Source organism: Campylobacter sp. P0109 (genome assembly GCF_002138755.1).
Lineage (GTDB): Bacteria > Campylobacterota > Campylobacteria > Campylobacterales > Campylobacteraceae > Campylobacter > Campylobacter devanensis.
Window position 1 is genome coordinate 1 of sequence record NZ_MJKK01000008.1, and the last position, 20,785, is coordinate 20,785.

The following is a 20,785-nucleotide window of genomic DNA, read 5'->3' on the forward strand; positions in this document are numbered from 1 at the left end:
TAGATATGATAGCTACTACTACAAGCTTTAATGGCCAACAACTACTAAATGGAAATTTTTCAAACAAAAACTTCCAAATTGGTGCTTATAGTAATGAAACAGCTAAAGTAAGCATAGGTGCTACAAACTCAAATACAATTGGGCATACTAGGTTTGAGACTACAAATAATGCGATATTTTCAGTTATATCTGGAGCTTTTTCAGCAGGTTTAACTGTAAAACTTAGTGGTGTTGATGGATATCCTAGTGGTTATGAATTTCAAAAAATAGAAGCTAGCGATCTATGGAAAGATGGTTACAAAGCCGTAGCTGATATGATGAATGGTGTATCAGATAAAACTGGTGTAAAAGTAAATGTAAATAATACTCAAATTTTTAGCGAAGCGGTAAAAGCTGGAAATGTTAAAGGCTTAGCAATTAACGGTGTAATGATAGGAAATATTAAAACCCAAGCAAACGATGCCGACAATGCTTTAACTGCAGCAATTAACGCTAAAAAAGATGAAACTGGAGTAGAAGCAAGTCTAGATAACGGTAGATTAGTTTTAGCTGCTAAAGATGGTAGAGCTATAAGAATTGGTACTTTTTCAGACAGCTATACAGCTTTAGGCGGTAGATTGTCAGGTGCTTCTGCAGGCGGTGGTAGTGCAAATGCTTCTCTTGGCACTGTGTTAATGGGTCAAATCACATTTGTTCGCCAAGATGCTAGAGATATTAAAGTGGGTTTAAATGGTATGTCAGCTATTAGTGGTATGACAGCTGCAGCTATTACCGAAGCTTCAATCGCATCGGCTACTTATAATCAAGCTTCAGTGAATTTAAAATATATGAACTCTGGTACAATTAGTGCTACAATTGCTAAAGCAATGGGATTTTTTAATGGCGGAGCCTCTAATGCAGGTCAAATGACAGACCAAGCCGGTGGCGTAAATACTTATGGTGGTGCTCAAGCTATGGTTGATGTAGCTGAAGCAGCTAGAAAAAGTCTAGATAAGCTAAGAGCTGACCTAGGTTCAGTACAAAATCAATTAGTAGCTACTATAAATAATATTACAGTTACCCAAGTAAATGTAAAATCAGCTGAATCTCAAATAAGAGATGTAGACTTTGCTAGTGAGAGTGCAAACTTCTCTAAATTTAACATACTAGCCCAAAGTGGAAGCTACGCTATGAGTCAAGCAAATGCTGTACAACAAAATATATTAAGACTACTACAGTAACTTAAATTTAAATCTTTAATAGCTTAAATTTACTCGCAATGCTTAGTCATTGCGAGGGTTTATTGTTAAAAATTATTTATTTTCCAGTAATAATAAACATTATAATGATTAAATTTGTCGTAACTTAGCAATCTCATCACGCAGTGCGGCTGCCTTTTCAAACTCAAGATTTTTAGCAGCTTCCATCATCATAGTTCTTAGCTCCTTGATCATCTTAGCACGCTCATTAGCTGGCATCTTTTCAAGCTTTTTAGCCTTAGTATAAAGCTCTATAGTATCATCCTCTTTTAAACTATCTTCGATATTGCGACTTGCACTTTTTGGTGTGATACCATTTGCTTTATTATATTCATCTTGGTATTTGCGGCGTGCAGAAGTAATATCAATAGCTTCACGCATTGAACTAGTAATTTTATTAGCAAATAAAATCACCTTGCCATTTACATTTCTAGCAGCTCGCCCCATTGTCTGGATTAAGCTAGTTTTAGAACGCAAGAATCCTTCCTTATCTGCATCCATTACTGCTACTAGACTCACCTCAGGAAGATCTAATCCCTCACGAAGTAGATTTATCCCAACTAAAATATCATAATCCCCACGCCTTAGACCGCGTATTAGCTCATTTCGCTCCACAGCATCAATATCTGAGTGCATATATTTGATTTTTAATCCAAGCTCTAGATAGTATCTTGTTAACTCTTCGGCCATCTTTTTTGTTAAAGTAGTTATTAGCACTCTTTCGCCTCGTTCTATTACAGCTTTTGCTCTATCATAAAGAACTTCAACTTGATTATCACTACTAATTACCTCAATCTCAGGATCTAGCAGGCCAGTTGGGCGTAAAATTTGCTCATATATATGATTGTTTGCTAGCTGAATTTCATACTCATTTGGCGTAGCAGAGACAAAGAGAAATTTCCCTTTTTTGACTATAAACTCATCGAATTTCAGCGGTCTATTATCTAGTGCGCTAGGCAATCTAAATCCATACTCTACTAAGATCTCTTTTCTACTTCTATCGCCTGCATACATTCCACGAAATTGTGGCAAGCTAACATGGCTTTCATCAACTATAATTAGATAATCTTGTCCATTCATTTCAAAATAATCAAACATCGAGTATGGTGTCTCTCCTGCTTTTTGACCGGTAAGATATCTAGCATAGTTTTCTACGCCCTTTGTGCTTCCAGTGGTAGCTAGCATTTCTAGATCAAATTCAACCCGTTGCTTAAGTCGTTGATATTCAACCATTCGCCCCTGATTTTCATAAAATTTAAGTCTTTCATCTAGTTCAGCCTCAATCCCTTTAATCGCTTCTTTTAAGCGATTTTCTCCGACTACAAATTGACTTGTTGCGTATAGAATAAATTTATTTAAATTTTTAGTTTTTTTATTCTCTAGTGCGTTAAAGTGATAAATCTCTTCAATTTCATCACCAAAAAACTCTAGTCTAATAGCTTCATCGCAAAAATATGCCGGATAGATATCTACTACATCACCATTTACACGAAAATCAGCCCTATCAAAGTAGCTATCATTTCTTTTATAACCCATATCAACTAGCTTTAAAAGTAGCTCTTTTTGGCTAATTTGCATACCACGCTCTAAAGTAATAACCATACCTTTGTATTCGGCTGGATTACCTAGACCATAATTTGCTGATACGCTAGCTATCACGATAGTATCATCGTGTTCGAGTAAATTTGCTGTAGCTGATAGTCTTAGGCGCTCTAATTCATCGTTTATAGCGCTATCTTTTTCTATAAATAAATCTTGTCTTGGGATATATGCCTCAGGCTGATAGTAGTCATAGTAACTTATAAAATACTCCACATGATTGTGTGGGAAAAAGCCTTTAAATTCACTATATAGCTGAGCGGCTAGGGATTTATTGTGTGTCATAATTAGTGTTGGGATATTTAACTGCTTTATTACATTTGCCATGGTAAATGTCTTGCCACTACCTGTTACGCCTAGTAATACGCTATACTTTGCACCATTTTTAAATGCGTTTACAATATTGTTAATGGCGTTTTGCTGGTCTTTACTAGGTGAAAATTTGCTATTTAAATCGAATTTGTCCATATTATTGCCTTAATTTTTGGCGATTTTACCATTTTTTATTTAACCAAAATTTTAAATTTCCTACACTAAAATTGCTAAAAAATAGCTAAAATTTAGCCCATATTTACAAAAAATATGATAAAATTATTCACTTTAATCACCATAAAATAAGGATTTGTAATGTTAGAAAACGGAAAGGTTTTAAATAATCTAGCTTCAAAAGTAACTGAGCTGATGCTAAAATATGAAGAAGTATGCGAAGCTAATGAGGCTTTAAGAAATGAATTAATTAGCGTTAAAGCACAAAACGAAGCTAAATCAAATCAAATAATGAGGCTTGAAGAGGAGCTAAAAAATCAAGACCTAGCTAGCGATGATTTATTAAAGCAAGTTGAGGCTGTGCTTGGTCGATGAGACAAATCTCTTTAAATATAGCTAGTAAAGATTTTAATATTACTCTTGATGATGAATTTGCTGACTATTTTGAGGAGGAGTTACGACACTATTTGGATGATAAAAATCTCCTTACTATCAAGGCTTTGCTTACTGCCTTTATTCAAAAGTGCTATGAAAATTATGAGCAAAAAAATGAGCTAAGCTCGATTCTTGGCAATATAGACAAAGCCCTAACTCATGATAAAAGCATTTAGCTTAATTGAATTAACATTTGTTATTATTATCCTTGGTGTTTTGTTAGCAATAGCAGTGCCAAGGCTATTTTTTAGTAAAGATGATGCAAATTTACTCAAAATCAAAACCGATATAGCTACAATTCAAGCAAATATTCTCCACCAAAAAACCGCTCTTTTGCTTAGTGCTAAAGTGCAAGAACCAGTTTTAAATTCGCAAATTTTAACTGAGTTAAATTTGCACAAGTGGAGTATTGATAATCAAAATTTAGTTTTTGATAATAGCGTGAGATTTAGCTATGATAGCAATGCTACTATAAATTGCCTAAGCCCACAAGAAATTTGTGATAAACTAAAACTATGAACTACTATGAGATTGCCATAATAGGTGCAAATTTAGCTCCGCTTACATATGAGAGTCAGTGCGTGCTAAATGAATTTGAAATAGTTACTATAAAGCTAAGAAATAAAACTCAAAATGGTTGTATAATAAAAGCAGTACCAAAGCCAGATTTTAAAACATTGCCAGTTATTGAGCGGTTAAATTTAACCTTTACACAGCTACAAATTACACTGGCTAAATTTATTAGTTATTACTATACCTGCGAAATTGGTGTTTCATTAGGATTATTTGAACCTTTTAGTCATTATGGCAAATCAAAGTGTAGTTTTATCAAAGCGCCAAATTTAAGCCCTCTACAGCTTGAAGCTGCTAAATTTATTAAAAAAAATCCTATTAGTTTGCTTTTTGGCGATACAGGAAGCGGTAAAAGTGAGATATATATTAGCTTAATTCGTGAGTATTTAAACCTAGGTAAACAAGCATTATTTTTAATGCCTGAAATTTCTCTTACACCGCAGATGCAAGAGCGCTTAGAAGCATATTTTGGAGATAGCGTAGGTGTGTGGCACTCTAAAATCACACCTAAAAAAAAGCAAAATTTGCTAAGTGAGTTTAGTCAAGGCAAAATTCGCCTAATCGCAGGCGCACGCTCAGCACTATTTTTGCCTTTTAGTGATTTGGGGTTAATTGTAGTTGATGAAGAACATGATGAGAGTTATAAAAGCAACAGCGACCCATACTATAATGCTAAAGATTTAGCTATTTATATTGCAAATAAAATGGGGATAAAATGCATTTTAGGAAGTGCTACACCAAGTCTAAATAGCTATGCTAAATTTCCGAATTTTAGGCTAAAAGGAAGATTTTACGCATCACAAAAAGAGTATATCTATGACCATAGTCCAACAGGATTAAATGAGTTAATTTTAGGTGAGATTTCACAAGCCTTGCAGGCTAAAAAACAGGTAATAATATTTTTACCAACTAGAGCGAATTTTAAATTTCTAATTTGTCAAAAGTGTGGCCAAAGTATGCAGTGCCCATACTGTTCTATTGCCCTAAGCTTACATAAAAAAAATAGGGCAATGAGATGTCATTACTGCGGATTTGCTTGTATGATTCCTAGTGCTTGTGCCCAGTGTAATAGTGATATGCTAGAGTCTCGTAAAATTGGAACTAGTGAGTTAGTCGCCCAGATTAAAGAGTATTTTCCGCTTGCAAATGTGGCAAAATTTGACCGTGATGAGATTACTACACAAAAAAAACTAACAACTCTTCTTAAAAATTTTAATGAATATAAAATTGATATAATTGTCGGTACTCAGATGTTAAGCAAAGGGCATGATTATCATAATGTTAGTCTTGCTATCATTATGGGGCTTGATGAGCATTTAGATTATAGTGATTATCAAGCTAGAAGCAAGAGTCTGGCTCTAGCTATGCAAGTAGCGGGGCGTGCGGGGCGTGCTAACTATGGCAGGGTGATTATACAGGGATTAAAGTGTGAGTTTTTTGCTGAATATATGGATGAATTTGATCGTTTTATTGCTGATGAGATGGCTGTGCGAGAGGGGCTATATCCACCATTTATGAGGCTTTTGCGTATTAAAATTGAAGATAAAGATGAATCTAAGGCTGTGAGTAAAATGCAGCAAATTTTAGGCAAGCTAAAGAGTATGGCTGAGCTAGAGATAGTAGGGTATGGTAAGTGCATTATAGAGTTAATAGCATCTAAGCACCGCTATCAGATACTTTTACGATCTGCTACTCATACTCCGCTATTAAAGGCTAGTAAAATTGCTAGAGATTATGGCGCCTTACCTGATATCGATCCGGTGAATTTTAGTTAAATTTAGCTATTATTATAAAACGAAATTGAAAGGCATTGAAATAAAATTGGATAAAACCAAGCCTAGAAATCTAGGCTCGAGTAATTATTCATGTAATTGAGTATTTATAATCTCTTTTTTGCAAGTTTCCATATCAACTTGCATTATTTTAGCTCTAGAGATAAAACCTTCAACGGGATAAGATTTTATACAATAAGTTTTTTGATTTTCTGTATCGATTAAAATTGATCCTACGCTTGTAGTATCGGTTTTAATCTCTATTTCTCTATTTGCTGGAACTTGTGTATAAATATAGGCACCATTGCTCATTAATCCTTCTGTTATATCATTATCATCATCGCTTATTATGACATTATATCTCATACCGCCACGAAAAAACATAGCAGGCCTATATACATAAATTGAAGCATTGCCATCGGTAGGTTGTTCAAATTTATTAAAATAAGCTCCTCTGGCACCGCATCCAGTGACAATAATTGCCATAATGAAAATAGTTAAAACTGTAAAGCTTTTATTTAAATACATTAAATTCTCCTTTTTCAAATTTAATATTTATCTGCTGTTGTAGATTTTTTTGAATTTCAGGAATACATACTTTTCTGAATTTTGTATAATTACCATAAGAAAATACTGATGCATGTTTATATGTATTACAAAATGAAGTTATATTAATCTCTTTGTTGTTATTAAAAAATTTCAAATCAGCTTTCATTTCTAATGTTAAATTATGTTCAATTGTTATATTTCCTGTTTTTATATTGGTAAAACTATACTTAACGCTAATAGGAGCATCATCTTTTATTATAACATTACTTGGGAGATACTTTTTCATATAAGTTTTATTACTATCAAATTTAGCGTAGATTATATGTTGGTCTTTGCTAGATTCAACTATTTCTGGCAAGATTTCAATTTTTGTTCCACACCCTGCTAAAGTCAAAAACACTCCAGCAAAAATGGAATATTTAAATACCTTAAACATTTTAATCCTTTTTGTAAATTTAGTGAGATGAATTATAAGATATTAAGTCTAAATTTTTAATAAAATTATGAAATAATATCTGAATTTTTATTTAAATACAAATCTGCTAATCTATCATTATGAAATACACAATGCAAGATAAAGCGCGAATACTACGCACAACTACTAGAACACTACAAAGATGGCGAACAACAAAGCCTGAGTTATATGCAATTATAGAGGCTGGATTTAAGCTATACGAGATGATTGAGAGTGAAGAAGAGATAACTAAAGATATTAAAAATATATTAAAAGAATCACTAAAAAATAGATAATTTAATTATATTTACTTTTAATGACAACTTAAAGGGCTTAAAGTGGATAAATACAGAATATCTCTAAGCTACTTTTTTACCCACTTAAGCCAAATATATAGCCAAAACCCAAAGCCAAACATAATAATAGAGAGAATTTGTCCCATGCTAAGTCCAAATGCGACAAACCCAATACCAAAATCAGGCTCACGGTAAAACTCGCAAATAAATCGCATAATTGGATAAAGCATTGCATAAAGGGCGATTAATTCACCATTAAATTGCTTATAAATACGGTAAAAATATAAAATAACAAATATCACTAGTCCTTCAAGCACAGCTTCATAAAGTTGACTAGGATGGCGTAATACGCCTGCACTTACTACACCCCAGCTCACATCAGTAGTACGACCAATTAACTCTTGATTTAAGAAATTTCCAACTCTACCAAAGATATAACCTAATGGCACACTAATTGCTACAAGGTCAAGATATAAAAGGATATTTTGCTTAAATTTATAGCAAAACAGAAGAGTCGCAATAATAAATCCAACAACAGCACCATGGTAGCTCATTCCACGAATACCTACAAATTCGCCATTTATAAACGGATTAAAAATCTGCCATGGGTGAGTGAGATAGTATAGGGTATTTGGGTCATAAATGATGATATAGCCTAGCCTAGCACCTAAAATTACGCCGATTTCAACCCAGAAAAAGTAGCTATCTAAAAGCGAATTTGAGATTGGTAGTTTGTCTTTTTTAACAACAAATTTAGCCATCCAAAGCGCTACTAGCAAGGCTAAAACATACATAATTCCATACCAGTGTATATTTAATCCAAATAGGCTAAATGCCACTGGGTTCATATTTAAATAGATTAAATTCCAGCTATTTAACGTCAATTTTTAACCCCAAATTTGTCTTAAGAGTTTTTATAAAATCCATTATAAATTCGCCCATAGCTTGATAATATGGAGTTTTGGCATTATAACGTAGAAATTTAGCAAATAACACCAAACTAGGCAAGAAAAAATCAACCAAATACATTCCAAGAATTGTATGAGTTTTTTCATTTGTATTATTTTTAAATATAACGCCAAGTAGAGCAAACATATTTGAAACATGGGTAGCACGTAAGTTAGTAAATGGCTTATCAAAGTTAAGCTGTTTATACAAATGCTCTATCTCTTCATCGCTAACTTGCCTAAAAAATTTTAGTGAGCACGCAACTTTAAAATTATCCAAATCTGCAGCAATCTCCTCAGCTTTGCAGTGCATTAAAGCTCTAGCTAGCAGGGCGTTACCCTTTTCATTTTCTAGATTTTGGGTTTTTATCATCCAAGTTGGCTGTAGTTTTTTGATCGCTTCATTAGTGATTGCATTAGCAAAATTACTAGCAAAAACCATGCAAATCATAGAGTACGCATCGGCTACTTTCATAATTTTCCTTAAATTTTTTGCTGATTTTAGCTAAATTTTGCTTAAAACTCAGATAAGCTTTTAATAGCATCTACACCATATTTTTTTTGAATTTGCATTATGGCAGTACTAATTTTGCTATTTTTTGGACTTTGAGTATCAAATAAAGATCGCTGTTGCTGCTTATCAAATCCAGCCGCACAAAGACTTAGATAGTTTATCTCATACTCTTTAAATTTATCTAAGTTTATAAATAGATCTTTAGTAATCTGTTCTAAAAATTTGTGAGTAAAGTTAGCACTAATAGTAGTGCTTATGCTTATTTGCTCTTGTCCTTTATAGCGAAGTTTTAGCTCGATCCTGCTTGGGGTTAAAGCAAGTGAGGCTACTTCAAAATATAGATGCCTACATAGAGTCATTAATCTTTTATTGATATCATCTCTATTTTTAATTGGGGCAAAGCTTCTAGCTATAGCTAGAGATTTGCGTGGCTGATTTTTAATAATTTTGTCTTGATGGAGTAAATTTAAAGAGCTATAAAGATTTATGGCATATTTGCCAAGTTTGTCAAATATATGCTTGGCATTTAGAGCATCTTTAATAGTAGTAACTCCATATTTTTGTAAGCTTTTATAAAGAGATTTACCTACTCCTGGAAGCTTGGAAATTTGTAAATTTTCTATCTCTTGGGGACTATTTATTTGATATATTTTGCTAGGTTTTGCTAGATTGGTTGCAAGCTTAGCTAGTAGTTTATTTGGCGCAATTCCTATACTACAAGGTAAATTTAGTTTATTATTTATCTCAAATTTAAGCTTATTAGCAAATACTAAAGGATTAATATCATATTTTGTTCCAGCAAGATCTATAAAATACTCATCAATACTATACTTCTCAATTTCATCAGTATAATTAAGCAATAAATTATAAAGAGAATTTGATAATTTATGATATAGCTCAAAATCTGTTGGAACGATGATTAAATCAGGACAGAGTTTTTTAGCTAAACTTGAGTGCATAGTGCAGTTAATTCCTATAGCACGAGCTTCATAGGTAGCGCTTAAAATTATGCCATACTCATGATAGTCGCCAAATATATCAAATTTACTTCCACTTGCTACGGCGGCTTTTTTACCAATTAAGCTTTTATCTATTGTTGCAGCTGCACTGATAAAAAATGCATCAAGATCTATGTGAATAAACATAGTCTAAATTCTAGCTAGTTTTAATCTTAAAGAGTTTAAAACTACGCTAATAGAGCTTAGACTCATAGCAAGTGCTGCCCACATCGGTGTAAGATGAATTCCAAAAGATGGCTCTAAAATTCCAGCAGCAATTGGAATACAAATAGTATTATATCCAAACGCCCAAGTTAAATTCTGTTTTATAGTAGTGTTGCTTTTTTTGGCTAGATTTATGCTTTTTATAACTCCATTTAGACTATTTTGCATTAAGATTATATCGGCGCTATTTTTGGCTAGATCGCTTCCAGAGTTCATCGCTATAGAGATATCAGCAGCCCTTAAAGCAGCAGCATCGTTGATTCCATCTGCTATAAATGCGACTTTTCCTGATTTTTTTAAATCTTCTATTATCTCATATTTTTGATGTGGTAAAACCTCGCTATAAACCATATCTATATCAAGTTCTTTGGCTACTAGATTGCTGATTTTATGACTATCTCCGCTTAAAATTACTGGGGTTATATTTTGTGATTTTAGGCTCTTTATAACCTCTTTTGCCTCAGGCTTTATAGTATCGCTAATTGCGATATATCCGCTAAATTTGCCATTAATCGCTACTAAGATAACCCCATAGCCAATATCCATTTTTTGCTCTATTATGGCTTTTTGATTTTTGTCTATGGATATTAAATTTAAATTTAGTAATCTTTCATTGCCTATTAAAACATTATCGCTTTTAATTCCAAGCCCGCTAATATACTCAAATTTACTTTGAAATTTGACATTGATTAGCTCTTTGGCGTAGTTTGTAATCGCATTTGAAACTGGGTGCGAGTTTAGTGCCGAGATATTGGCTACTATGGATAAATCATTTTTATTAAGACTGGTTTCTATTACGCTTATATCTGCTGTTGTGATGGTTCCAGTTTTATCAAATACGGCAAATTTAATATCATTGAATTGCTCTAGGGCAACTGGATTTTTAATCAAAATTGAATGCTTCAAAGCCAGTGATATAGCACAAACTATAGCAATTGGCGTAGCAAGTCCTAAGGCACAAGGACATGAGATAATAAGTACGCAAATAGCACTTAAAATTCCATTAAATTCCATACCAAAACTAGCCCAGATACAAAATGTAGCCACAGAAGTAGCTATTACTAAGGGGATGAAAATATTTGCTACTTTATCAGCTATGCGTGAGATAGATAGCTTTTTACTAGCTGCGTTTTGAATAAGATTTAAAATTTGAGCCAGTAAGGTATCATTTGGACTTTTAGTAACTTTTATTAATATATGGCCATTGCAGTTTAGAGTACCGCTATATACCATCTGACCAGTGCTTTTATAAACTGGCATACTTTCGCCATTTATTGCACTTGTATCTATCTCAGCACCTCCATTTTCTATAATGCCATCACATGGAATTATAGAGCCAGTTTTGACTAAAACTATATCTCCGATTTTAAGACTACTAGCTAAAGTCTCTTTGGTACTCCCATCGCTAGAGATGATAAAAGCTTTGGTTGGGCTTAGATTTATTAAAGATTTTAGGTAAGATGAAGCAGTGGCTTTGGCTTTATTTTCTAAATATTTGCCAAGCAAGACAAAGGTTATAATCATTGTCGCACCGCTAAAATATAGATAGTTTAGATTTTGTGGAATTTGATTATGAAAAATTGTGGCAAAAATAGAGTAGCAAAATGCACAAAAAGTACCCAAAAATATAAGTACATTCATATCATAATTACGCTCTTTTAAGCTCTTTAATGCATGAGAGTAAAAACTAGATCCGCAATAAAATATCCCAATACAAGCCAAAGCAATCATAAATGGCATAGGTATAGGATTGGATTTACTCATCTCTGCCCACATAAGAGCTGCGCTAATTATAGAACAGATTATAAATTTATTTTGGTAATTTTTTAATTCTTTATTTTGAGCATTTTCAAGCTCATCTTGATTGTTTGCAATACCAAAACCAAGTTTAATAATTTTATTTTTTAATGCTTCTATATCAGCATTTTGATCATATTCAAATACAGCACAATGAGTGTTAAAATCTACATTTGCAGACTTTATTCCCGGGATTTTTAGTGCTGATTTTTTAATAGAATTTGCACAATTTACACAGCTCATTCCGCTAATTTTTAACTCAATCTTATTCAAGTAAATTCCTAAATTTCTTTAATAACTTCAAAGCCAAGCTCATTTAGCTCATCTATAAATTTAGCCTTAATCTCATCACTATTTATATCTATAGTAAGAATTTTTGGCTCACTTGTTAAATCAATGATAATAGTGCCAAATTCATCTTCAAGAGAATTCTTAATCAAATTTACACAACTTTGGCAATTGATATTTTTAACTTCAAATTTCACGATTTATCCTAAATTTAATTGAGATTTTAAAAATTATATAATTATATAGCTAATTAAAATTTAACGATTTTTTGATATAATTACCGCCTTAGAAAATCCAAAAGGACAAAAATGGGACGAGCATTTGAGTATAGAAGAGCTAGTAAAGAGGCTAGATGGGATAAGATGAGCAAGTTATTTCCCAAATTAGCTAAAGCGATCACAGTAGCGGCCAAAGAGGGTGGAAGCGATCCAGATATGAACCCAAAACTCCGCTCAGCCATAGCTACAGCCAAAGCTCAAAATATGCCAAAAGATAATATTGACGCAGCAATCAAAAGGGCAAGTGGCAAAGATAGTAGCGATATCAAAACTATATTTTATGATGGCAAGGCAGCTCACGGCGTTCAAATCATCGTAGAAGCAGCTACTGATAATGCCACTAGGACAGTAGCAAATGTAAAGGCTATATTTAACAAAAATGGTGGAGAGATTTTGCCTAGCGGTAGCCTTAGTTTTATGTTTAGTCGTAAGGCGGTATTTGAAGTAGAGTTACCAAGTAGTGATCTAGAAGAGTTAGAATTAGAGCTTATAGATTATGGCCTTGAGTTATTAGAACAAGGCGAAGATAGCTTGATGATATATGGTGATTATAAGAGCTTTGGCACGCTTAGCGATGGGATTGAGAAGTGTAATCTAACACTTAAAAAAGGTAGCTTACAATACATTCCAAATTCCACAATTTCGCTCAATGATGAAGAGCTTAGTGAGATTGAAAAGCTTTTAGATAAGCTTGATGATGACGATGATATCCAAGCAGTATATACAAATATAGAATAAGGAGAATTAATGGAAGAGTTAAAAATATATGATATAGATGCCAATGAATTATCTAAATGTAAATTCGCAGTTATCAAAACAGATAAAGGCGATATGATAGCCGAGTTATATCCAGATGAAACTCCACAAACCGTAGCTAACTTCGTAGAATTAGCTAAATCTGGATTTTATGATGGACTTAATTTTCATAGAGTTATACCAAATTTTGTTATCCAAGGTGGTTGCCCGTACGGTAATGGTGTTGGTGGCCCAGGCTGGAGAATCAAATGCGAATGTGTCGGTCAAAAACGTAAACATAATAGAGGTAGCCTAAGCATGGCACACGCCGGCAGAGATACAGGCGGTAGCCAATTTTTCGTATGCCATAGCCCACAACCACATCTTAATGGTGTCCATACTATATTTGGCGAGTTGATAGATGATGAGAGCAAGAGTGTTTTAGATGCGATTAGACAAGGGGATAAAATCACTACTATAGAGATTAAAGAGAGTTTATAAACTCAATTATATTTATTGCGTGAGTTTTCTCACGCTAAGTTAAATTCTTTAAATAAATTATTAATATTTACCCATAAACTTAAGCAATATTTAACTACAATATTTGTATTATAACAAAATCGCAATTTTACTATTTTTAAGGATTTTCATGAAATTCACTACCTTGTTTTATGCTATTTTTGGTGCGATTATTACTATAGTCGTTTTAAATTTAGTCGCTCTACTTGGAGTGATTGGTGTACAAGATGAGCTTATAGAGGCATCTGAGAGAAGATATCAGTCATATATACTAGCTGATGAACTTCGCCAAAGTTCTGATGATTTAACTAGATTAGCTCGTACTTATAGCGTTACAGGTGATAGTCACTATATTGACCAGTATAATACTATATTAGATATTAGAAATGGTAAAGTTCCAAGACCTATGAATTATGAAAGAATTTATTGGGATTTTGTAGCAGCAACAGGCCAAAAGCCTCGCCCAGATAGTAACGAGACAATTGCTTTGACTAAAAAAATGGAAGCGTTAGGCTTTAGTAGAGCCGAGCTAGATAAATTAAAAGAGTCTGAGGCTCGCTCAAATTACTTAGTAGATATCGAAACTAGAGCTATGAATGCGGTAATGGGTAAATTTATGGATAGTAATGGTCAATACACCATCATAGGTCAGCCAGATGTAGGCCTAGCAATTGATTTAACTCATTCTAAAGAATATCACATTGAAAAAGCTAAAATTATGGAGCCAATTGATGAGTTTTTTGTGATGCTTAAGAGCAGAACAGATCAAGAAGTGCAATCTAAAATCGATAAAACTACACTATATTTTGATGCTGTTTTAGGATTATTCATTATTAATATTATCGTGATTGTGCTTGGTTCTATTGTTCTTCGTAAAAAGATAGCTCAAATTGAGCCAGTTAGTGATGGGCTTAGAGGATTTTTTGCTTTCCTTGGACATGAAAAAGATGATTGCAAGACCATAGATATTAACTCAAAAGATGAATTTGGCGTAATAGCTAAGATGATTAATCAAAATATATCAAATTTACGCATTCAAATCGGCTCTGAGCGTAAATTTATTAATGAAACAGTAAAAACTCTAAAAGAGCTATCTCAAGGTAGTTTTAATGTGCGTTTAAATAGCAATTGCGATTCTCCACTAATGAAACAACTACAAGAGACGCTAAACAACATGGCCTTAGCACTTGAAAAAAATATAAATGAGATAGTTAAAATTATAGCCAAATACTCAGAGCATGACTATACTCAAAGAGCTTCAAATGAGAATTTAAAACACTATCTTCTTAAAATGGCTGATGGTGTAAATGAGTTAGGTGATGCTACTGTAGCGATGCTACGCCTATCACAAAAATCCAGTCAAACACTATATGAAGCATCACACAATATGAAAGATGGAATTGATAAATTAAATGAATCATCAAAACTTCAAGCAGCATCTTTACAAGAGAGTGCCGCAGCCGTAGAGGAGTTAAGCAGCTCAATGAATTCTATAAATGAAAGAGCAAATGAGGTTATAAAGCAAAGTGATGATATTAAAAATATTATTATTATCATTAAAGATATAGCTGAACAAACAAATTTACTTGCTCTAAATGCTGCTATAGAAGCTGCTCGTGCTGGTGAACATGGTAGAGGATTTTCAGTTGTGGCCGATGAAGTTAGAACATTAGCTGAAAAAACTGGCAAATCTCTAACTGAAATTGAAGCTAATGTAAATATTTTAACTCAAAGTATTACTGATATGAGTGCTAGCATTAACGAACAAACTGCAGCAATCAATCAAATAAACGAAGCTATGAGCGCTATAGAGAATGGTACAGAACGCAATTATGAAGAAACTACTAAAATAGCTAGTATCTCAAATAATGTTGAAGAGATGAGTGAAGAGATGCTTACTAATATAAATAAAAATAAATTCTAAATACTAAGATTTCGCCGATTATAAAAAAATTGGCGAAATTTTTTAAAATTATTCAAAAAACCCTTGACAAATAAAATAAAATTAGCTATAATTTCAGCTCACAAGTTAAAGGTGCTGGTGTAGCTCAGCCGGTAGAGCAACTGCCTTGTAAGCAGTAGGTCGGCGGTTCGATTCCGTTCACCAGCTCCATTTATCTTTACAGTGTTTGACCAGATACATATAGCAATCATTATTTTAATTACTTAGGGTGAGATACTCAAGTGGCCAACGAGGGCAGACTGTAAATCTGCTGACTATGTCTTCCGTGGTTCGAATCCACGTCTCACCACCATTGCTATACGCGGGAGTAGCTCAGTTGGCTAGAGCATCAGCCTTCCAAGCTGAGGGTCGCGGGTTCGAGTCCCGTTTCCCGCTCCATTTAAATTTGACTGGGAGCTGTTTTTTTGAATTTATATTCTATTCTGCAGTTAATCTTAGTCATTTTTTAGTTTTTCGGTGTTTGTATAATTTTAGTATAACTCTGTTTTGCCAAGCTGAAGTTTCCATATCTAGAAACGCTCATATGGCTCAGAGGTAGAGCACTTCCTTGGTAAGGAAGAGGTCGCGGGTTCAAGTCCCGCTATGAGCTCCATAAAAGTAGAAATAAGAAATACAAAAAATACAAACTTTAAGTATAAAAGTTGAATTTTATAACGGAGGATACAATGGCTAAAGAGAAGTTTTCAAGAAATAAGCCACACGTAAATATTGGTACTATCGGTCACGTTGACCATGGTAAAACTACACTAACAGCTGCTATTTCTGCTGTTTTATCAAGAAAAGGTCTTGCAGAGCTTAAAGATTACGATAATATCGATAATGCTCCAGAAGAAAAAGAGAGAGGTATTACAATTGCTACTTCTCATATTGAATATGAAACAACAAATCGCCACTATGCACACGTTGACTGTCCAGGTCACGCCGACTATGTTAAAAATATGATTACTGGTGCTGCTCAAATGGACGGCGCTATCCTAGTTGTTTCTGCAGCTGATGGCCCAATGCCACAAACTCGTGAACATATACTATTATCTCGCCAAGTTGGTGTTCCATATATTGTTGTTTTCATGAACAAAGCTGATATGGTTGATGATGCCGAACTTTTAGAGTTAGTTGAAATGGAAATTCGTGAACTTCTAAGTGAATATGATTTCCCAGGTGATGACACTCCAATTGTTAGCGGTTCTGCTCTTCAAGCGCTTGAAGAAGCTAAAGCTGGTATAGATGGTGAGTGGTCAGCTAAAATTATGGCTCTTATGGATGCAGTTGATAGCTATATTCCAACTCCAGTTCGTGCAACTGATAAAGATTTCTTAATGCCAATTGAAGATGTATTCTCAATTTCTGGTCGTGGTACAGTTGTTACAGGTAGAATTGAAAAAGGTGTTGTGAAAGTTGGCGATACTATTGAAATCGTTGGTATCCGTGATACTCAAACAACAACAGTTACCGGTGTTGAAATGTTTAGAAAAGAGATGGATCAAGGTGAAGCTGGCGATAACGTAGGCGTTCTATTACGTGGTACTAAAAAAGAAGATGTTGAAAGAGGTATGGTTCTATGTAAGCCAAAATCTATCACTCCACATACACAATTTGAAGGTGAAGTGTATATCTTAACTAAAGAAGAAGGCGGTCGTCATACTCCATTCTTTAATAACTATAGACCACAATTTTATGTAAGAACAACAGATGTTACTGGTTCAATCAGTCTACCAGAAGGTACAGAGATGGTTATGCCTGGCGATAACCTAAAAATAACTGTTGAGCTTATTGCTCCAGTTGCGCTAGAAGAGGGTACAAGATTTGCTATCCGTGAGGGTGGTAGAACTGTTGGTTCTGGCGTTGTATCTAAAATTATTAAGTAATTTAACTTATGGGTGCGAATTTAATTTGCACCCTTTTTAAGGAAAAAATATGGCAAGTGCAAATAGAGTTAAAATTGGTTTAAAGTGTTCTGAATGTAATGATATTAATTACACAACAACCAAAAATAGCAAAACAAAAACTGAAAAGTTAGAGCTTAAAAAATATTGTCCAAGATTAAAAAAACATACAGTTCATAAAGAAGTTAAGCTAAAATAAGCTAACTTCTTGGCTGTATTTATATAGGGCAATAGCTCCAACGGTAGAGCGCCGGATTCCAAATCCGATGGTTGGGGGTTCGAATCCCTCTTGCCCTGCCACAAAAGGTTAGATATGGAAAAGTTTATAAGTTATTTAAAATTATCACGTGCAGAAGTTGGCAAGGTTATATTTCCTACCAAAGAGCAGATTAGAAATGCTTTTATAACAGTTTTCGCTGTTGTGACTATAGTTTCTTTATTTTTAGCTTTGGTTGATTTAATTATGTCATTTTCTGTTTCTAAGCTTGTATAAGGACATATTATGGCACATAAGTGGTATGCTATTCAAACTTATGCAGGTAGTGAGATGAGTGTCAAAAGAGCCATTGAAAATCTAGTAAAAGATCATGGTATTGAAGAGAAACTTTTAGAAGTTATCGTTCCTACTGAAGATGTAATTGAGATTAAAAATGGAAAGCAAAAGATTAATGAAAGAAGCCTATATCCAGGTTATGCTTTCGCTTATTTGGATCTTGATACTGCACTTTGGCACAAAATTCAGTCTCTTCCTAAGGTTGGCAGATTTATTGGTGAAGCAAAGAAACCTACACCTTTGAGTGATAAAGATATAAATCTTATTTTAGAAAAGGTTAGTAAAAGAGCAGCGCCTAAACCAAAAATTTCATTTGAAACTGGCGAAATTGTTCGTGTTACAGAAGGTCCATTTGCAAACTTTAACGCAACTGTAGAAGAGTATGATATGGTTCATGGTAAACTTCGCTTAAATGTATCAATATTTGGTAGAAGTACACCTGTTGAAATTATGTATTCACAAGTTGAAAAGATAGTCTAAGGAGATAGTTTATGGCTAAAAAAGTTGTAGGTGAAATTAAATTGCAAATTGCAGCTACAAAAGCAAATCCAAGTCCACCGGTTGGTCCTGCTCTAGGTCAAAAAGGTGTAAATATTATGGAATTTTGTAAAGCATTTAATGAAAGAACAAAAGATATGGCTGGTTATAATATTCCAGTTGTTATCACTGTTTATGCAGATAAAAGCTTTACATTTATCACAAAACAACCACCAGCAACTGATCTAATCAAAAAAGCTGCTGGCATCACTAAAGGTGCGGATAATCCGCTTAAAAATAAAGTTGGCAAGTTAACAAAAGCTCAAATTCTTGAGATTGTTGATAAAAAAATAGTTGATATGAATACAAAAGATAGAGAGCAAGCTGCTAAAATTATAGCTGGTTCAGCTCGTTCTATGGGTATAACTGTAGTAGATTAATCCTTACCACTAGGATTTAAAATTAGTGGTAGCACTTTAAAAATGCGGAGAAATTAATGTCAAAAAAAACTACAAAGAGATTTGCAGAACTACTTAAGAAAGTAGATTCAAATAAAACTTATAATTTAGATGAAGCTATATCGACAGTTAAAACGCTTGCTTCAGCTAAATTTGATGAAACAGTTGAAATAGCACTTAAATTAAATGTTGATCCTAGACATGCTGATCAAATGGTTCGTGGTTCAGTAGTTTTACCTGCTGGTACTGGTAAAACTGTAAGAGTAGCAGTAATTGCTAAAGATGCTAAGGCTGATGAAGCTAAAGCAGCTGGTGCTGATATAGTTGGTGCTGAGGATTTTGTTGATGAGATTGCCAAAGGTGTTATAAATTTTGATGTCCTTATAGCTACTCCAAATTTAATGGGTTTAGTAGGTAAAATTGGTCGTCTCTTAGGACCAAAAGGTTTAATGCCTAATCCTAAAACTGGTACAGTAACTATGGATGTTGCTCAGGCTGTTAAAAATGCTAAAGGTGGTCAAGTTAACTTCCGTGTTGATAAACAAGGAAATATTCATGCTGGTCTAGGTAAAGTTAGCTTTACAAAAGAGCAGCTAAATGATAATATCTCTGCCTTTATTAAGATGATAAATAAACATAAACCTGCAGCTGCAAAAGGTAAATATATTAAATCTGCAGCACTATCTTTAACAATGAGTCCATCTATATCTCTTGAAACTCAAGAGCTTATGGATCTTAAATAATTAATATTTTTATCTTAGATTGGAGATAGCTGAGGCATAAGCTTAATTGAGCGTATTTTCGCTCTCTCTGCTTGAAATCACCGGTCGGAAAGGAGAATGAAAGTGACTAGAAACGAAAAAGCTGAAATTATTTCAAACCTTGAGGCTGAATTTAAAGCTAGCGAAGCTATAGTAGTATGTGACTATAGAGGTTTAAGTGTTAAAAAACTTGAGGCGTTAAGAATTGCTGCTAAAGAGCAAAATGTAAAAGTTCAAGTTATTAAAAACACTTTAGCAAAAATAGCTTTGAATAATTCTGCTAAAGATGGTATGGAGCTTAAAGATACAAATATCTTTGTATGGGGTGAAGACCAGCTAGCAGTTACTAAAGTTGTAGCTAAATTTGAAGAAGCTAATAAAGATCTATTTAAAATCAAGACAGCTTATATTGATGGTGAGGTTGCTCCTGTATCTAAAGTTGTTGCATTGTCAAAAATGCCGTCTCGCGACGAGCTTATTGCTATGCTACTACAAGTTTGGAATGCGCCAATTCAAAATTTCACTATTGGTTTAAATGCGCTTAAAGAGAAAAAAGAGCAATCTGCTTAATTTAAAAAATAAAATTTAGGAGAATTAAAATGGCAATAACTAAAGAAGATGTATTAGAGTTTATTTCAAATTTATCAGTTCTTGAACTAAGTGAATTAGTAAAAGAATTTGAAGAAAAATTTGGTGTAAGTGCTGCCCCAGTAATGGTAGCTGGTGCTGTAGCTGGCGGAGCTGCTGAAGCTGCTGAAGAAAAAACTGATTTTAACATTGTTCTAGTTGATAGTGGTGCTAAAAAAATAGAAGTAATTAAAGTTGTTCGTGCTTTAACTGGTCTTGGTCTTAAAGAGGCTAAAGATGCTGTTGAAGGTACTCCATCAGTTCTTAAAGAAGGTGCGAGCAAAGAAGAAGCTGAAGCAGCTAAAAAACAACTTGAAGAAGCTGGCGCTAAAGTCGAACTTAAATAATTTACAATTTTGT

24 protein-coding genes, 5 tRNA genes and 1 pseudogene are annotated in these 20,785 nt (G+C 33.7%); 22 read left to right on the forward strand and 8 right to left on the reverse strand.

The genetic code is table 11. The annotated features are described in order from the left end of the window. The coding region (locus tag CIGNP109_RS07420; RefSeq protein WP_141081050.1) for a flagellin at positions 1 to 1,220 on the forward strand (1,220 nt) is incomplete at its 5' end. 108 nt (positions 1,221 to 1,328) lie between these two features. Here the strand turns inward: CIGNP109_RS07420 and uvrB are convergent. Beyond that, positions 1,329 to 3,305, reverse strand: coding sequence for an excinuclease ABC subunit UvrB (gene uvrB, locus CIGNP109_RS07425; protein WP_086228794.1), 1,977 nt, complete (start codon positions 3,303 to 3,305; stop codon positions 1,329 to 1,331). Positions 3,306 to 3,464: 159 nt separating this feature from the next. Here uvrB and CIGNP109_RS07430 point away from each other — a divergent pair, with 159 nt between their 5' ends. Genes CIGNP109_RS07430 through CIGNP109_RS07445 form a run of 4 tightly spaced genes read left to right on the forward strand, consistent with a single transcriptional unit; the run spans position 3,465 to position 6,106 of the window. Further along, a complete protein-coding gene (locus tag CIGNP109_RS07430) occupies positions 3,465 to 3,698 on the forward strand; it encodes a hypothetical protein (RefSeq protein ID WP_086224010.1) in 234 nt (77 codons plus the stop codon). Continuing rightward, a complete protein-coding gene (locus CIGNP109_RS07435) occupies positions 3,695 to 3,934 on the forward strand; it encodes a hypothetical protein (protein WP_086224011.1) in 240 nt (79 codons plus the stop codon). The genes CIGNP109_RS07430 and CIGNP109_RS07435 overlap by 4 nt, the downstream gene beginning before the upstream one ends. Next, positions 3,918 to 4,277: a type II secretion system protein gene (locus CIGNP109_RS07440; RefSeq protein WP_086224012.1), complete on the forward strand. Its 360-nt coding sequence runs from the start codon at positions 3,918 to 3,920 to the stop codon at positions 4,275 to 4,277. Before CIGNP109_RS07435 ends, CIGNP109_RS07440 begins: the two co-directional genes overlap by 17 nt. Continuing rightward, entirely contained in the window at positions 4,274 to 6,106 is a 1,833-nt protein-coding gene (locus tag CIGNP109_RS07445) for a primosomal protein N' (RefSeq protein ID WP_086228795.1), read from the forward strand. Before CIGNP109_RS07440 ends, CIGNP109_RS07445 begins: the two co-directional genes overlap by 4 nt. Before the next feature lie 84 nt (positions 6,107 to 6,190). Here CIGNP109_RS07445 and CIGNP109_RS07450 read toward each other — a convergent pair whose 3' ends face one another. Together CIGNP109_RS07450 and CIGNP109_RS07455 are read right to left on the reverse strand one after the other, a co-directional pair. After that, the gene (locus tag CIGNP109_RS07450; protein WP_086228796.1) at positions 6,191 to 6,631 is read right to left on the reverse strand and encodes a hypothetical protein; all 441 of its coding nucleotides are present in this window, start codon (positions 6,629 to 6,631) and stop codon (positions 6,191 to 6,193) included. Beyond that, positions 6,618 to 7,088 (reverse strand): hypothetical protein, encoded by a 471-nt coding sequence (locus tag CIGNP109_RS07455; protein WP_086228797.1) that lies wholly within the window; start codon positions 7,086 to 7,088, stop codon positions 6,618 to 6,620. The genes CIGNP109_RS07450 and CIGNP109_RS07455 overlap by 14 nt, the downstream gene beginning before the upstream one ends. Before the next feature lie 119 nt (positions 7,089 to 7,207). Here CIGNP109_RS07455 and CIGNP109_RS07460 point away from each other — a divergent pair, with 119 nt between their 5' ends. Beyond that, positions 7,208 to 7,402 (forward strand): hypothetical protein, encoded by a 195-nt coding sequence (locus CIGNP109_RS07460; protein WP_086228798.1) that lies wholly within the window; start codon positions 7,208 to 7,210, stop codon positions 7,400 to 7,402. A 68-nt stretch (positions 7,403 to 7,470) separates the two neighbouring features. Here CIGNP109_RS07460 and lgt read toward each other — a convergent pair whose 3' ends face one another. From lgt to CIGNP109_RS07485, 5 genes are read right to left on the reverse strand one after another with little or no spacing between them, the layout of a single operon-like run. Beyond that, on the reverse strand, positions 7,471 to 8,250 hold the full coding sequence (gene lgt / locus CIGNP109_RS07465; RefSeq protein ID WP_086228820.1) for a prolipoprotein diacylglyceryl transferase: 780 nt from the start codon (positions 8,248 to 8,250) through the stop codon (positions 7,471 to 7,473). 22 nt (positions 8,251 to 8,272) lie between these two features. Next, positions 8,273 to 8,824 carry a hypothetical protein gene (locus CIGNP109_RS07470; RefSeq protein ID WP_086228799.1) on the reverse strand — a complete coding sequence of 184 codons (552 nt, stop codon included), beginning with the start codon at positions 8,822 to 8,824 and terminating at the stop codon, positions 8,273 to 8,275. 41 nt (positions 8,825 to 8,865) lie between these two features. Further along, positions 8,866 to 10,008: a Y-family DNA polymerase gene (locus tag CIGNP109_RS07475; RefSeq protein WP_086224015.1), complete on the reverse strand. Its 1,143-nt coding sequence runs from the start codon at positions 10,006 to 10,008 to the stop codon at positions 8,866 to 8,868. Positions 10,009 to 10,011: 3 nt separating this feature from the next. Continuing rightward, a complete protein-coding gene (locus CIGNP109_RS07480) occupies positions 10,012 to 12,156 on the reverse strand; it encodes a heavy metal translocating P-type ATPase (protein WP_086228800.1) in 2,145 nt (714 codons plus the stop codon). Between the two features lie 8 nt (positions 12,157 to 12,164). Continuing rightward, positions 12,165 to 12,368, reverse strand: a complete 204-nt coding sequence (locus CIGNP109_RS07485; protein WP_086226559.1) for a heavy metal transport/detoxification protein — start codon at positions 12,366 to 12,368, stop codon at positions 12,165 to 12,167. Positions 12,369 to 12,479: 111 nt separating this feature from the next. Here CIGNP109_RS07485 and CIGNP109_RS07490 point away from each other — a divergent pair, with 111 nt between their 5' ends. From CIGNP109_RS07490 to rplL, 16 genes and pseudogenes are all read left to right on the forward strand, one after another. Next, entirely contained in the window at positions 12,480 to 13,187 is a 708-nt protein-coding gene (locus CIGNP109_RS07490; protein ID WP_086226558.1) for a YebC/PmpR family DNA-binding transcriptional regulator, read from the forward strand. A 9-nt stretch (positions 13,188 to 13,196) separates the two neighbouring features. After that, positions 13,197 to 13,685, forward strand: coding sequence for a peptidylprolyl isomerase (locus CIGNP109_RS07495; protein ID WP_086228801.1), 489 nt, complete (start codon positions 13,197 to 13,199; stop codon positions 13,683 to 13,685). A gap of 1,537 nt (positions 13,686 to 15,222) precedes the next feature. After that, positions 15,223 to 15,627: pseudogene (locus CIGNP109_RS08870) on the forward strand (methyl-accepting chemotaxis protein); the annotation flags it as partial. Between the two features lie 113 nt (positions 15,628 to 15,740). Next, a tRNA-Thr gene (locus tag CIGNP109_RS07505) sits at positions 15,741 to 15,816 on the forward strand. Positions 15,817 to 15,873: 57 nt separating this feature from the next. Then, a tRNA-Tyr gene (locus CIGNP109_RS07510) sits at positions 15,874 to 15,958 on the forward strand. A 9-nt stretch (positions 15,959 to 15,967) separates the two neighbouring features. Continuing rightward, positions 15,968 to 16,044, forward strand: a tRNA-Gly gene (locus tag CIGNP109_RS07515). 139 nt (positions 16,045 to 16,183) lie between these two features. After that, positions 16,184 to 16,258 (forward strand) — tRNA-Thr (locus tag CIGNP109_RS07520). A gap of 73 nt (positions 16,259 to 16,331) precedes the next feature. After that, complete coding sequence (tuf, locus tag CIGNP109_RS07525) at positions 16,332 to 17,531, forward strand: elongation factor Tu (RefSeq protein ID WP_086228803.1); 1,200 nt, start codon at positions 16,332 to 16,334, stop codon at positions 17,529 to 17,531. Between the two features lie 49 nt (positions 17,532 to 17,580). Next, a complete protein-coding gene (rpmG, locus tag CIGNP109_RS07530) occupies positions 17,581 to 17,748 on the forward strand; it encodes a 50S ribosomal protein L33 (RefSeq protein WP_086226555.1) in 168 nt (55 codons plus the stop codon). 25 nt (positions 17,749 to 17,773) lie between these two features. Further along, positions 17,774 to 17,849, forward strand: a tRNA-Trp gene (locus CIGNP109_RS07535). A gap of 13 nt (positions 17,850 to 17,862) precedes the next feature. Next, entirely contained in the window at positions 17,863 to 18,042 is a 180-nt protein-coding gene (gene secE, locus CIGNP109_RS07540; protein ID WP_086224022.1) for a preprotein translocase subunit SecE, read from the forward strand. Between the two features lie 6 nt (positions 18,043 to 18,048). Continuing rightward, the gene (gene nusG / locus CIGNP109_RS07545; RefSeq protein WP_179186969.1) at positions 18,049 to 18,582 is read left to right on the forward strand and encodes a transcription termination/antitermination protein NusG; all 534 of its coding nucleotides are present in this window, start codon (positions 18,049 to 18,051) and stop codon (positions 18,580 to 18,582) included. 11 nt (positions 18,583 to 18,593) lie between these two features. Further along, positions 18,594 to 19,019, forward strand: a complete 426-nt coding sequence (gene rplK / locus CIGNP109_RS07550) for a 50S ribosomal protein L11 (protein ID WP_086224024.1) — start codon at positions 18,594 to 18,596, stop codon at positions 19,017 to 19,019. A 56-nt stretch (positions 19,020 to 19,075) separates the two neighbouring features. Next, complete coding sequence (gene rplA / locus CIGNP109_RS07555; RefSeq protein ID WP_086228804.1) at positions 19,076 to 19,780, forward strand: 50S ribosomal protein L1; 705 nt, start codon at positions 19,076 to 19,078, stop codon at positions 19,778 to 19,780. A 102-nt stretch (positions 19,781 to 19,882) separates the two neighbouring features. Next, positions 19,883 to 20,368 (forward strand): 50S ribosomal protein L10, encoded by a 486-nt coding sequence (rplJ, locus tag CIGNP109_RS07560; RefSeq protein WP_086226552.1) that lies wholly within the window; start codon positions 19,883 to 19,885, stop codon positions 20,366 to 20,368. A gap of 29 nt (positions 20,369 to 20,397) precedes the next feature. Continuing rightward, on the forward strand, positions 20,398 to 20,772 hold the full coding sequence (gene rplL / locus CIGNP109_RS07565) for a 50S ribosomal protein L7/L12 (protein WP_086224027.1): 375 nt from the start codon (positions 20,398 to 20,400) through the stop codon (positions 20,770 to 20,772). Positions 20,773 to 20,785: the final 13 nt, after the last annotated feature.